General features: G+C 70.7%; 11 protein-coding genes. 7 read left to right on the top strand and 4 right to left on the bottom strand.

All coding sequences use genetic code 11. The features are described 5' to 3' along the window. Positions 1–132: 132 nt before the first annotated feature. A complete protein-coding gene (locus ACWY4P_RS27825; protein ID WP_456203071.1) occupies positions 133–954 on the bottom strand; it encodes an oxidoreductase in 822 nt (273 codons plus the stop codon). A gap of 100 nt (positions 955–1,054) precedes the next feature. On the opposite strand from ACWY4P_RS27825, the gene ACWY4P_RS27820 reads away from it, so the two are divergent. Beyond that, a complete protein-coding gene (locus ACWY4P_RS27820) occupies positions 1,055–2,059 on the top strand; it encodes an ATP-binding protein (RefSeq protein ID WP_456203070.1) in 1,005 nt (334 codons plus the stop codon). Here the strand turns inward: ACWY4P_RS27820 and ACWY4P_RS27815 are convergent. After that, positions 2,040–3,344, bottom strand: coding sequence for a hypothetical protein (locus ACWY4P_RS27815; RefSeq protein ID WP_456203069.1), 1,305 nt, complete (start codon positions 3,342–3,344; stop codon positions 2,040–2,042). The genes ACWY4P_RS27820 and ACWY4P_RS27815 overlap by 20 nt on opposite strands. A gap of 294 nt (positions 3,345–3,638) precedes the next feature. On the opposite strand from ACWY4P_RS27815, the gene ACWY4P_RS27810 reads away from it, so the two are divergent. From ACWY4P_RS27810 to ACWY4P_RS27785, 6 genes are all read left to right on the top strand, one after another. Then, entirely contained in the window at positions 3,639–6,002 is a 2,364-nt protein-coding gene (locus ACWY4P_RS27810; protein ID WP_456203068.1) for a bifunctional SulP family inorganic anion transporter/carbonic anhydrase, read from the top strand. Between the two features lie 105 nt (positions 6,003–6,107). Then, on the top strand, positions 6,108–8,069 hold the full coding sequence (gene acs / locus ACWY4P_RS27805) for an acetate--CoA ligase (protein ID WP_456203067.1): 1,962 nt from the start codon (positions 6,108–6,110) through the stop codon (positions 8,067–8,069). 200 nt (positions 8,070–8,269) lie between these two features. Next, positions 8,270–9,661, top strand: coding sequence for a Na+/H+ antiporter NhaA (gene nhaA, locus ACWY4P_RS27800; RefSeq protein WP_456203066.1), 1,392 nt, complete (start codon positions 8,270–8,272; stop codon positions 9,659–9,661). A gap of 98 nt (positions 9,662–9,759) precedes the next feature. Then, positions 9,760–10,221, top strand: a complete 462-nt coding sequence (locus tag ACWY4P_RS27795) for a phage holin family protein (RefSeq protein ID WP_456203065.1) — start codon at positions 9,760–9,762, stop codon at positions 10,219–10,221. After that, positions 10,218–11,144: an alpha/beta fold hydrolase gene (locus ACWY4P_RS27790; protein ID WP_456203064.1), complete on the top strand. Its 927-nt coding sequence runs from the start codon at positions 10,218–10,220 to the stop codon at positions 11,142–11,144. The genes ACWY4P_RS27795 and ACWY4P_RS27790 overlap by 4 nt, the downstream gene beginning before the upstream one ends. Before the next feature lie 205 nt (positions 11,145–11,349). After that, positions 11,350–11,556, top strand: coding sequence for a hypothetical protein (locus ACWY4P_RS27785; RefSeq protein ID WP_076970949.1), 207 nt, complete (start codon positions 11,350–11,352; stop codon positions 11,554–11,556). A 145-nt stretch (positions 11,557–11,701) separates the two neighbouring features. Here the strand turns inward: ACWY4P_RS27785 and ACWY4P_RS27780 are convergent, their stop codons facing one another. Then, positions 11,702–12,901: a MarP family serine protease gene (locus ACWY4P_RS27780; RefSeq protein ID WP_456203063.1), complete on the bottom strand. Its 1,200-nt coding sequence runs from the start codon at positions 12,899–12,901 to the stop codon at positions 11,702–11,704. Positions 12,902–12,913: 12 nt separating this feature from the next. Further along, positions 12,914–13,540, bottom strand: a complete 627-nt coding sequence (locus tag ACWY4P_RS27775) for an NUDIX hydrolase (protein WP_456213073.1) — start codon at positions 13,538–13,540, stop codon at positions 12,914–12,916. Positions 13,541–13,546: the final 6 nt, after the last annotated feature.

Here is a 13,546-nt window from a genome sequence, read left to right as displayed (position 1 = left end):
TGGTAACCCGGTGGACGTGCCAGCGGCGGTACCGAACTCGGTGCCGCCGCAACCATGTCCGGCGCCCGCGGCGCTCCCCATCCCGCACGACCCGATCCGGCGCGGACTGAGCCGACGTAGTCCGATCGTGACTCAGGCGGCGCCGCGCTGCAGGGCCTCGCAGACCGCGGTGCTCTCACGGGCCCCCAACTCCACCGCACGCCCGCACTGCGCGATCCACGCGGCCATGCCCTCGGGCGTCCCGGAGACATAGCCCTCCAGCGCCTCGGCATATGCCGCACTCCCCAGCGCCGCGTGTCCGACCTCGGCCGGGCAGATGGACTTCGGGTCAAGTCCGCTGCCCACCAGCACGATCCGCTCCGCCGCGCGGGCCACCAGACCGTTATGGGAGCCAAAGGGCCGCAGGGCCAGCAGTTCGCCGTGCACCACGGCGGCCGTCACCAGTGCCGGGGCCCGGCTCCCCGCGATCAGCAGCCGCACCAGCCCGTCCAACCGCCCCGCCACCTCATCGGCGTCCGGCAACGCCAGTTCGATCAGCGGCTCCTCGACCGGCTCACCCGCCAGCCGCGGCCGCCCCACCGCGTCGGCCGTCTCCGTTCCCCCCGCGGCGACCAGATGCAGCCGGGCCAGCACCCGCAGCGGCGACTGCCGCCACACACTCAGCAGCTGTCCGGCCTCGGCGGTCAGCCGCAACGCCGCGCCCACCGCGCGCGGCTCGCCCTCCGATCCGAAGTCGCTGCGGCGCCGCACCTCCTCCAGCGACCAGTCGGCCCCGGCCAGGGCGGCGGAGCCGCGCGCGCCGCGCAGGGCCGCCTCGGACGTGACCTCATTGCTGCGGCGGCGCATCACCCGGTGGCCGTAGACCCGGTCCACGGCCTCGCGTACGGCTTCCACGGAGTCGGCGACACCGGGAAGCGCGGCCAGGGCGGCGAGCGGGTCTGCTGTCGTACTCATGAGTACGACCCTACGCACCCACCGCCCCCACCCCTCATTGGAGTGGTCTTCTTCACCGTATCCGCCATGCGGGACGATCACTCACCTACGCTAGGTGAACATGAAGATCGCTTTCGTGGGCAAGGGCGGCAGCGGCAAGACGACGCTGTCCTCGCTGTTCATCCGCCACCTCGCCGCCACCGGCGCCCCCGTCATGGCCGTCGACGCGGACATCAACCAGCACCTCGGCGCGGCCCTCGGCCTGGACGAGCCGGAAGCCGCCGCCCTGCCCGCCATGGGTGCCCACCTCCCCTTGATCAAGGACTACTTGCGCGGCACCAACCCCCGCATCTCCGGCCCCGACACGATGATCAAGACGACTCCGCCGGGCGAGGGCTCACGGCTCCTGCGGGTCGACGAGGACAACCCGGTGTACGAAACCTGTGCCCGGACGGTCGGGCTCGACAGCGGGCAGGTACGCCTGATGGTGACCGGCCCGTTCACCGAGTCAGATCTCGGTGTCGCCTGCTACCACTCCAAGGTCGGCGCGATCGAGCTGTGCCTGAACCATCTGGTCGACGGTCGCGACGAGTTCGTCGTCGTCGACATGACCGCCGGCAGCGACTCCTTCGCCTCGGGCCTCTTCACCCGCTTCGACATGACGTTCCTGGTCGCCGAGCCCACGCGCAAGGGCGTCGCCGTCTATCGCCAGTACAAGGAGTACGCCGCCGACTTCGACGTGGCGCTGCGCGTGGTCGGCAACAAGGTGCAGGGCCCGGAGGACCTGGCCTTCCTGCGTGCGGAGGTGGGCGAGGACCTGCTGGTCACGGTCGGCCACTCGGAGTGGGTGCGGGCCATGGAAAAGGGCCGCTCACCGCGGTTCGAGGAGCTCGAGGCGGTCAACCGCCGCGCCCTGCGGACGCTGCACGAGGCGGTGGACGCGTCGTACGAGCGGCGGGACTGGCAGCGTTACACCCGCCAGATGGTGCACTTCCACCTGAAGAACGCGCAGAGCTGGGGCAACGAGAAGACGGGCGCCGACCTGGCCGCCCAGGTCGACCCCGCCTTCGTGCTGGACGAATCCGTCCAGGCCGGGCGGCCGGCGGCTACTTCCGCTTCCGCTTAGCCGGCAGCGCCGAGTGCGTGGAGGCCGGCTCGGCGGCGAAGAAGCCCGCCCAGCCGCCCTTCGGCCGCTTCCCGACGTCCAGTTTGCGCAGCCGGCGCAGGACTCCGGGGTCCTGCGCGTCCAGCCAGTCGGCCATCTGCTTGAAGGAGACACAGCGCACGCCCTTTTTCGGGCAGATCTTCTTGATGGTGTCCTCAACGGCGTTCATGTACGTTCCGCCGTTCCAGGATTCGAAGTGGTTACCGATGAACAGCGGTGCCCGATTGCCCTTGTACGCCCGGTCGAAGGCGGCGAGCAGTCCCTCGCGCATCTGCTTGCCCCAGGCGGCGCGCTTGGAGGGGTCCCCCTTGGTCGTGCCGGACTGGTTGGCGAGGAAGTTGTAATCCATCGACAGGGTTTCGAAGGAGTGGCCGGGCACGGGGATCTCCTGCAGCGGGAAGTCCCAGATCCCGTGGATCTTCTTCGGCCAGACCTGGCGGCCGCCCACGGAGCTGGCGTCGTAACGGAATCCCATCTTCTTGCCCGCCTTGATCAGGTTCTTCTGCCCCTCCAGGCAGGGGGCGCGGCCGCCCACCAGCTCCTTGCCGTAGTCGAAGGGCAGCGGTTCGCCGTCCCGAAGGCCGGTGTTGGTCTTCCAGCGCTTGACGAACGACACGGCCTGCCGGGTCTCGTCGATCCACTCGCCGGGGCTCCAGGTGCCCACCCCGTCGTCCGGGCCGCAGAAGTGGCCGTTGAAGTGGGTACCGATCTCGTTGCCCTCGCGCCAGGCGGCGCCGAGTTGCTCGACGGTGTCCTTGACACCCTTGACGTCATTGAAGCCGATGGCCGAGGAGCCGCGCGAGTGTCTCGGCGGGTCGTAGAGGTCTCGCTTCTTGGCGGGCAGCATGTAAACGCCGCTGAGGAAGTACGTCATCGTCGCGTCGTACTTCTTGCCGACCGCGCGGAAGCGGGAGAAGAGCTTCTGGCCGTCCTGGCCCGCACCGTCCCAGGAGAAGACGACGAACTGCGGTGGCTTGCCGCCTGGTTTGAGGCGCCGGGGTCTGAGCTGCCCGGGCTGCGGTCCGGTGTAGGAGGTCGATCCGTCGCCGATGAGCCGGCCCTGCTTCCCGGCCCGCTTGAGGTGCTTGGGCGCCGCCGGACCGTTCCGCTGCGCGTCGCGGTCCGTCCGTGGCTGGCCCGGGCTGCCTGAGCGCTGTGAGTCGTGCGAGCTCCCCGTGCAGCTGGCCACCGCGGCCAGCGCGGCCATCACGGCGAGCCATGCAGTGACGTTTCTCCTGGCCCTCATGCCGCCGCCTCGTCTCTCTCGTCGTTCCGCGCCGCGGGAGCTCGGCCCGACAGCCAAGCTCGCACGGAACGAAGAAAAGACAGAGGATGACAAGCCATTTCAAATGACTATTCACCCGTTAGATGGAAGATGTACCCGTTTCTCCCGAAAAGACTTCCTGCGGACTTTACCCAGCATTACGATTCATTTACCAACGCTTGGGGGTCAGTGCCGGGCTTGGGAGTCAGACCGCAGTACGCCGTGACCCACGGCCGTGTTCTCGTACGCGGCCGCGAAGCCCCGGAGGAGACGGGAATGTCGCAGCTTTTGAACCGGATCGGCGGGGTCTCCTGCCGACGGGACCTTTCCGCCTCGATCGTCGTCTTTCTGATCGCGATCCCCCTCTCCCTCGGGATCGCCCTGGCCACAGGCGCCCCGCTGCAGGCCGGGTTGGTCTCCGCCGTCGTGGGCGGAATCGTGGCCGGGCTGCTCGGGGGCGCCCCTCTCCAGGTCAGCGGCGCTGCGACCGGCCTGGTCGTGGTCACCGCCGATCTCGTGCAGCGCTACGGCTGGCGCACCACCTGTGCGATCACCATGCTCGCGGGCGCGGCGCAACTGGCCTTCGGGGCTCTGCGGGTGGCTCGGGCGGCGCTTGCGATCAGCCCGGCCATCGTCCACGGGATGCTCGCGGGCATCGGTGTCGTCATCGCGGTCGGCCAGCTGCATGTGGTGCTCGGCGACAACCCCGACAGCTCGGTGCTCGACAACATCGCCGCGCTGCCCACGGAGTTGAGACATCCGCACCCGGCCGCCCTGCTGGTGGGCACGATCACCGTCGGAGTGCTCGTGCTGTGGCCCTGGCTGCCGGGAAGGGCCGGGCGGGTCGCGCGTGCCGTGCCGGCGGCACTCGTCGCCGTCGTGGCGGCCACCGCGGTGAGCGCGGGCATGGCGGTGCCGCGCGTCGATCTGCCGTCCTGGGAGGTCCCGGCGCTGCCGGGGCTCCCGGAGGGGCCGGTGCTCGGACTCGTCGCCGCCGTATTGACGGTGACTCTGGTCGCGAGCATGGAATCGCTGCTGTCCGCCGTCGCCGTCGACCGGCTGCAGACCGCGGACCCCTGCCCGCGGACGGAGGCGCCTGGCGTGGCGCCGGGGAAGCAGCCCACCCGGCTGGACCGCGAGCTGGTCGGGCAGGGTGCGGCCAATATGGTCTCCGGGCTGCTGGGCGGGCTGCCGATCGCGGGAGGCGCGATCCGTGGCTCGGCGAATGTCCGGGCCGGTGCCGTGACCCGTCGGTCCACGGTGCTCCACGGCGTGTGGGTGGCCCTGTGCGCGGGGCTGCTCGCCGGGGTGCTCGAGTTGATTCCGCTCGCCGCGCTCGCCGCACTCGTCATGGTCGTCGGCGTGAAGATGGTCAGCTTCGCGCACATCAAGAACGTGCAGCGGAACCGGGAGTTCCCGGTATATGCGGCCACGCTGGGCGCGGTCGTCCTGCTGGGCGTGTTGCAGGGGGTGGCGGTCGGGATCGCGGTCGCGGTCTTCACGGCGCTGCGCCGGCTGGCCCATACCCGGATCACCGTGGCCGAGGAGGCCGGGCTGTACCGGGTGCGAGTGAGCGGGCAGCTGACGTTCCTGGCGGTGCCCCGGCTCAGCCGGGCTCTGGCGCAGCCGCCGGCCGGGGCGAGCGTGGTGGTGGAGCTGGGCGGCTGGTTCATGGACCACGCCGCGTATGACGCGCTGCACTCCTGGGCCGAGGGGCACCGGGCGCGCGGCGGCTGGGTCAGGCTCGGCGGCCGGTCGGGGCGGCCGATCGCCGAGCCGGCCAGCGCCCATGCCTGCCGGCCGTGGACGCCCTGGCGCAACCATCACTGCACCCGCCCCGCCCCGACGGCCGTGCAGAACGGCGGGGGGCAGCTGCTCGGCGGGGTGAGCGCCTTCCAGCGGCACACCGCGCCGCTGGTGCGGGAGGAGTTGGCGCGGCTCGCGCGGGAGGGGCAGCGGCCCACTCAGCTCTTCCTGACCTGCGCCGACTCCCGGCTGGTGACCAGCATGATCACCTCCAGCGGGCCCGGCGACCTGTTCACCGTGCGCAATGTGGGCAATCTGGTGCCGCCGCCCGGCTCGGGAGATGCCTGTGACTCGGTGGGCGCGGCGATCGAATACGCGGTGGAGGTGCTGAAGGTCGGCAACATCACGGTGTGCGGACACTCGGGGTGCGGGGCGATGCAGGCGCTGCTCGGCTCGGTGGTGCCCGCCCCGTCCGGCGGGCCGACGCCGCCCGTGGCACAGACGCCGCTCGCGCGGTGGCTGCGCCATGGCCGCCCGGGCCTGGCCCGTATGGAGCGGATCGGGCGGCTGGGGCGCGGCGAGGTGGCGCTCGGCGACAGGCCGGTGGCCGATGAGCTGGAGCGCCTGGCGTTGGTCAATGTGGTGCAGCAGCTCGACCATCTGATGGCGCATGGCTGTGTGGCCCGACGGGTGGCGGAGGGCGCGCTGGTGCTTCAGGGAATGTACTTCCATGTGGGGGAGGCTCAGGCGTATGTGCTGGAGGCGGGGGGATCGGGCAGATTTTCGGCCGTGCGGCCGGACCATGGCGCGGCGGCGGCCGCCGCCTGTGCGGGCAGCAGAGCCGCGGCGGGTGCGGGCGGCGGTTCTCTGTACGGGGGCGTGGGGCTCATGTGACTACAGGTCTAAACCAATTTTTGCCGACGGCCCTTGTCAGGGTGCACCGCGGGCTGATGAGCTAAGGCCCGGGACACAACGGTCACCCTGGGAAAGGGAGATGTCGTGAGCAACGAAAGCCTGGCCAACCTTCTTCGGGAGGAGCGTCGCTTCGCTCCCCCCGCTGACCTGGCCGCCAACGCCAACGTCACCGCGGAGGCGTATGAGCGGGCGAAGGCTGACCGCCTGGGCTTCTGGGCCGAGCAGGCCCGTCGGCTGACCTGGGCCGCCGAACCGAGCGAGACGCTGGACTGGTCGAACCCGCCGTTCGCGAAGTGGTTCGCCGACGGCAAGCTCAACGTGGCGTACAACTGCGTCGACCGCCATGTGGAGAGCGGGCTGGGCGACCGGGTGGCCATCCACTTCGAGGGCGAGCCCGGCGACACCCGCTCCCTCACCTACGCCGAGTTGCAGCGCGAGGTCTCCAAAGCGGCGCACGCCCTGACCGAGCTCGGGGTCCAGGCCGGTGACCGGGTCGCCATCTATCTGCCGATGATCCCGGAGACCGTCGTCGCGATGCTGGCCTGCGCCCGCATCGGCGCCCCGCACTCCGTGGTTTTCGGCGGCTTCTCGGCCGACGCTCTCGCCACCCGCATCGAGGACGCCGACGCCCGCGTCGTGATCACCGCGGACGGCGGCTACCGCCGCGGCAAGCCCTCCGCGCTCAAGCCCGCCGTCGACGAGGCCCTGACCCGTCCGGGCGCCGACAAGGTGCGCCATGTGCTGGTGGTCCGCCGCACCGGCCAGGAGGTGGCCTGGGCCGAGGGCCGCGACGTGTGGTGGCACGAGCTCGTCGACCGCCAGCCGGACCAGCACACCCCCGAGGCGTTCGACGCCGAGCACCCGCTCTTCATCCTCTACACCTCGGGCACGACCGGTAAGCCGAAGGGCATCCTGCACACCACCGGTGGCTACCTCACCCAGGTCTCCTACACGCACCACGCCGTCTTCGACCTCAAGCCGGAGTCGGATGTGTACTGGTGCACGGCGGACGTCGGCTGGGTCACCGGCCACTCGTACATCGTCTACGGGCCGCTGTCCAACGGCGCGACCGAGGTGCTCTACGAGGGCACCCCGGACACCCCGCATCAGGGCCGCTGGTGGGAGATCGTCCAGAAGTACGGCGTCACGATCCTCTACACCGCCCCGACCGCGATCCGCGCCTGCATGAAGTGGGGCGACGACATCCCGGCCAAGTTCGACCTGTCCTCGCTGCGCATCCTCGGTTCGGTCGGCGAGCCGATCAACCCCGAGGCATGGGTCTGGTACCGCAAGCACATCGGCGCGGACAAGACGCCCGTGGTCGACACCTGGTGGCAGACCGAGACCGGCGGGATGATGATCAGCCCGCTGCCGGGCGTCACCGAGACCAAGCCCGGTTCGGCCCAGGTCCCGCTCCCCGGCATCTCCGCCACCGTCGTCGACGACGACGCCAACGAGGTGCCGGACGGCTCCGGAGGCTACCTCGTCCTGACCGAGCCCTGGCCGTCCATGCTCCGCACCATCTGGGGCGACGACCAGCGCTATCTGGACACCTACTGGTCGCGCTTCTCGAACCGCTACTTCGCAGGCGACGGTGCCAAGAAGGACGACGACGGCGACATCTGGCTGCTCGGCCGGGTCGACGATGTGATGCTGGTCTCCGGCCACAACATCTCCACGACCGAGGTGGAGTCGGCGCTCGTCGCACACCCCAAGGTCGCCGAGGCCGCGGTGGTCGGCGCGACCGACCCCCAGACCACCCAGGCCATCTGCGCCTTCGTCATCCTGCGCGGCGGCGCCGCGGAGAGCGACGGTCTGGTCGAGGAGTTGCGGGCGCATGTCTCCAAGCAGCTCGGCCCGATCGCCAAGCCCAAGCGGATCCTGCCGGTGGCCGAGCTGCCCAAGACCCGCTCCGGCAAGATCATGCGTCGGCTGCTGCGCGACGTCGCCGAGAACCGCGCCCTCGGCGATGTCACCACCCTCACCGACTCTTCCGTCATGGAGCTCATCCAGAGCAAGCTGCCGACCGCCGCCAGCGAGGACTGACCTGGTCACGGCATACGACAACGGAGGGCGTCCGGCCTGGCGGGGCGCCCTCCGCGCATTCCGGTTAGGGTGGAAAGCCATCGCGTCAAAAACGTGACAAGAACAAGCTTTCGAGGGCGCGCCGGGAAGTCTGGTCGGCACACACCACACGTGTATCCGCACGCGTGTATACGTCCGTCCGACCCCAGGAGGCTTCCCCCGTGGCCGCGCCCATCCGCCGCAAGTTCCTCGGACGTCTGTCGCTGCCCGAGCGGACCTTCGTCACCAATGCCCTGCGCACCGAAACCGTCGGCGGCATCATCCTGCTGGTCGCCGCCATCGCCGCGCTGCTCCTCGCCAACACCCCGCTCAGCGGCCTCTACCAGGACGTCAGAGACTTCTCCCTCGGCCCCGACGCGCTGCATCTGCGGCTGTCGGTCGCGTCCTGGGCCGCGGACGGCCTGCTCACCGTCTTCTTCTTCGTGGCCGGCATCGAGCTCAAGCGCGAGCTGATCGCGGGCGAGCTGCGCGACCCCCGGGCGGCCGCGCTCCCCGTCGTGGCCGCGATATGCGGCATGGCCATGCCCGCCCTCGTCTATGTGACCGTGGGCGCGGCCGGCGGCGGGAACCTCAACGGCTGGGCGGTGCCGACCGCCACCGACATCGCCTTCGCCCTCGCCGTGCTCGCCGTCATCGGCACCGCGCTGCCCGCCGCCCTGCGCGCGTTCCTGCTCACCCTCGCGGTGGTCGACGACCTCGGCGCGATCCTGATCATCGCGATCTTCTACACGACCCATATCGACTTCGTCGCCCTCGGCCTCGCCTTCGCCGGTCTCGTCGTGTTCTGGACGCTGCACCGCAAGGGCGTCCGCAGCGCGTTCGTCCACATCCCGCTGGCCTTGGTCATCTGGGCGCTGATGCACGCGAGCGGAGTGCACGCCACGGTCGCCGGCGTCGCCATGGGCCTGATGCTGCGCTGCACCGTGCGCGAGGGCGAGGAGCGCTCCCCCGCCGAGCGCATCGAACACCGGGTGCGCCCCCTGTCGGCGGGTCTCGCCGTCCCGCTGTTCGCCTTCTTTGCCGCTGGGGTCCCGGTCTCCGGCGACGCCGTCGGGCAGGTCTTCACCCGCCCCGAGACGCTCGGCGTGGTCCTCGGCCTCGTCGTGGGCAAGACCATCGGCGTCTTCGGCGGCTCCTGGCTCGCCGCCCGCTTCACCAAGGCGGCGCTGAACGAGGACCTGGCCTGGGCGGATGTGTTCGCGATCGCCTCGCTGGCCGGGATCGGCTTCACCGTCTCCCTGCTCATCGGCGAGCTGGCCTTCCCCGGCGACCCCACGCTCGCCGCCGAGGTGAAGGCGGCGGTGCTCATCGGCTCGCTGCTCGCCGCGGTCCTGTCGGGCGTCCTGCTGAAGATGCGTAACAACACCTACCGGAAGCTGTACGAGGAAGAGGAGCGGGACGAGGATCAGGACGGCATCCCCGACATCTACGAACTGGACAGCCCGGAATACCACCTTCGGATGGCCGCGATCCACGAGGCCAAGGCCGCCGAACACCGCCGACTTGCCGAAGTGGCTGCCGCGTCCGACTCCAGTGACGATGGTCCGGCATGATCTGAGAGGCTTGACGACCGCGGAGAAGCGCAGAAGACGTGGCAGACGCGTAAGACGTGCGGGACGCATAAGACGTGCGAGAGCAGAGGGAGATGGCGATGAGCGCAGCCGACGACGGCGGCAACCGCAGCCTCGGCCAGCTGGTGGCAACGGCGACCACCGAACTGTCGGCGCTGGTGCACGACGAGATCGCGCTGGCCAAGGCCGAATTCCGGGACAGCGCCCGGCGCACCCTGTTCGGCAGCAGTGCGGCCATCGTGGCCGGGGTGCTGATGCTGTTCTCACTGCCGGTGCTGAGCTTCGCCCTCGCCTACGGGCTGCGCGCCTGGACCGGCCTCGGCCTCGCCTGGTGCTTTCTGATCGTGGGTGGCATCTACTGGCTGATCGCCGCGATCCTCGGCGGCCTCGCGCTCGCCAAGTTCAAGAAGGTCAAGGCGCCGAAGAAGTCCATGGCCTCGGCCAAGGAGACGGCTGCCGTACTGGGGAGCGTCAAGCCACACCCGCGCGCCGCATCCAATGGCGGCCGCCCGGCGCGGGATGTGACACGCTCGACCGCATGACGGCCCCTGACACCTCCGCCTCGGTCGTACGGCTCGACGGACCCTGGACCCACCGGGACGTCGCGGCCAACGGCGCGCGCTTCCATATCGCCGAGCTGGGTGACGGCCCGCTGGTCCTGCTGCTGCACGGCTTTCCGCAGTTCTGGTGGGCCTGGCGGCACCAGCTGACCGCCCTGGCCGAGGCCGGCTTCCGGGCGGTGGCGATGGATCTGCGCGGGGTGGGCGGCAGCGACCGTACGCCCCGGGGCTACGACCCGGCCAACCTCGCCCTCGACATCACCGGGGTGGTCCGCTCGCTCGGCGAGCCCGACGCCGCGCTCGTCGGCCATGACCTGGGCGGATACCTGGCCTGGACGGCGGCAGTGATGCGCCCGAAGCTGGTCCGGCGGCTCGCGGTGGCCTCGATGCCGCATCCGCGGCGCTGGCGCTCGGCCATGCTCAAGGACGTCAAGCAGAGCGCGGCGAGCTCTTACGTATGGGGCTTCCAGCGGCCCTGGCTGCCCGAGCGGCAGCTGACCGCGGACGACGCGGCGCTGGTGGGGCGGCTGATCCGGGACTGGTCGGGGCCGCGGCTGCCCGAGGACCAGGCAGTGGAGACCTACCGGCGGGCGATGGCCATCCCGTCGACGGCCCATTGCTCGATCGAGCCGTATCGCTGGATGGTGCGGTCGCTGGCGCGACCGGACGGTCTCCAGTTCAACCGGCGGATGCGGCGGCCGGTGCGGGTGCCCACGCTGCATCTGCACGGGTCACTCGACCCGGTGATGCGCACCCGCAGCGCGGCGGGATCCGGGGAGTACGTGGAGGCGCCCTACCGCTGGCGGCTCTTCGACGGCCTCGGGCACTTCCCGCACGAGGAGGATCCGGTCGCCTTCTCCACCGAGCTGATCAACTGGCTCAAGGACCCCGAGCCCGACCGCTGAGGCCATAGGCCGCCGACACGCTGTCGGCACCGCTGTCGGCACCGCTGTCGGCACCGCTGTCGGCACCGCTGTCGGCACCGCCGACGACACGCTGGCGGCACACTGGCGAACACCTGTTTTTCGAACGGCTACTTGCCTGGAGCATAGGCCAATTGCCGCAGCCAGGGGCGATTACGGACCATGGGCCCCGGGCAGAGACCCAAGTATGGGCTGGACGCACGACTACCGTGACGCACCAAGCGACCGCGGCTCCGAAGCCGCCGCTGCTGCCAATGCCGCGCTGAGCGTTTCCGAACGGGGCGGTCCCGGGCCTTCCGCAGGCCATGACCCAGATATGGGGATCCCGCGCATCATCCGCCGCAGGGCCCGCTGGGTCTCGGCTCGGCTGCGCCATCCGCGCGGCCGTCAGTAACGGCCGCTCACACAGGAGTAACCGCTTACCCCGTAGACCGCGCGTACGCCGTGGCGCGCCGTAACACGCACTGTGGCCGCGAGGCTGCTCGCGGCCACAGGCGGACGGTCGGCTCGGTTGGTCGGCAGTCGGCGCGGTCGGGCTTTTACAGGGCACATCCCTGGGTGTCCACCGGGGCCTGGGCCGTGCGGCCCTGCTCGACGTCCTGGTGCACCTCGTCCGCGGTCAGCGCGTATCCGGTCTCCGCGTTGTCGAGGGACTTGGCGAAGACCACGCCGTACACCCGGCCCTGCGGGGTGAGCAGCGGGCCACCGGAGTTGCCCTGCCGCACGGTCGCGAACAGGGAGTAGACGTCGCGCTCCACGTTGCCGCGCCGGTAGATGTCCGGGCCGTGGGCCTCTATACGGTTGCGGACCCGGGCCGCGCGCACATCGAAGGCGCCGTTCTCCGGGAATCCCGCGACGATCGCGCCGTCGCCGGTGCGCGCGTCGCCCTCGGCGAACTTCAGCGCGGGCGCGTTCAGCGAGGGCACGTCCAGGACGGCGATGTCGCGCTTCCAGTCGTAGAGCACGACCTTCGCCTCGTAAGGCCGACCCTCGCCGCCTATCTGCACGGTCGGGTCGTCGACCCCGCCGACGACGTGGGCGTTGGTCATCACCCGGTGCCGCGCGAAGACGAAGCCGGAGCCCTCCAGAACCTTGCCGCAGCTGGGGGCGGTGCCGACCACCTTCACGATGCTCTGCTTGGCGGCGGTGGCCACCGGGCTCGTGGCGAGCGCGGGGTCCGGCGCGGGCACGGAGGTGATGGGCTCGTTCGCGAAGGGCGAGAAGACCTGCGGGAACCCGTTCTGCGCGAGCACCGTGCGGAAGTCGGAGAACCAGGTGGTCGCCTCCTCCGGGACCACCCGGGAGACCCCGAGCAGCACCTTGGAGTCACGGACCTCCTCGCTCACGGTGGGCAACGAGGAGCCGGCCAGATTGTAGCCGAGCAGCCAGGCGACCAGCAGCATCGCCACCACATTGACCAGCGCGCCGCCGGTCGCGTCCAGAGCGCGCGCCGGTGACCAGGTGATGTGCTGGCGCAGCTTGTTTCCCAGGTGGGTGGTGGCGGCCTGGCCGACCGAGGCGAACACGATCACCAGCACGATCGCCATGACCGCGCCGAAGGTGCCCGGGGACGCCCGGTCGGTGGCGCCGTCCCAGATGACGGGCAGCAGATAGACCGCGGCCAGGCCACCGCCGATGAAGCCGATCACCGACAGGACACCGACGATGAAGCCCTGGCGGTAACCGATGATCGCGAACCACACGGCGGCGAGCAGCAGCAGGATATCCAGCACATTCACCCGGACACCGTCTCATGCACGCCAGTCGAGCGGGACGCGCTTGTCACGGTTCCAAGGTCTTTCCCACCCCGCGAAGTGCAAGATCCGGTCAATCACTCCGGCCGTGAACCCCCAGACCAGAGCCCCTTCGACAAAGAAGGAGGGGCCGGTGTGACCGCTCGGGTGGACCGTGGTCGCCCGGTGTGCCGGATCCGTGAGATCCGCCACGGGCACGGTGAAGACCCGGGCCGTCTCGGCGGGGTCGACGGGCCGGATCGGGCTGGGCTCGCGCCACCAGCCGAGCACCGGGGTCACCACGAAGCCGCTCACCGGGATGTAGAGCCGCGGCAGCACCGCGAAAACCTGCACCCCGGTCGGGTCCAGGCCCGTCTCCTCCTCGGCCTCGCGCAGTGCCGCGCGCACCGGGCCGGCCCCCTCCGGATCGCCGTCCTCCGGGTCGAGCGCGCCCCCGGGGAAGGAGGGCTGGCCCGCGTGCGAGCGCAGCGAGCTCGCACGCTCCAGAAGCAGCAGCTCGGGCCCGCGGTCGCCCTCCCCGAACAGCACCAGCACGGCGGAGGGGCGGCCGCCACCCCGCGCGGGCGGCAGAAACCGGCTCAGCTGCCGGGCCTCCACCGTCTCCGCGGTGCGGGCCACGGGCATCAGCCA

Source organism: Streptomyces sp. LZ34 (assembly GCF_053890475.1).
This window is presented reverse-complemented; position numbering and strand designations above follow the sequence as displayed.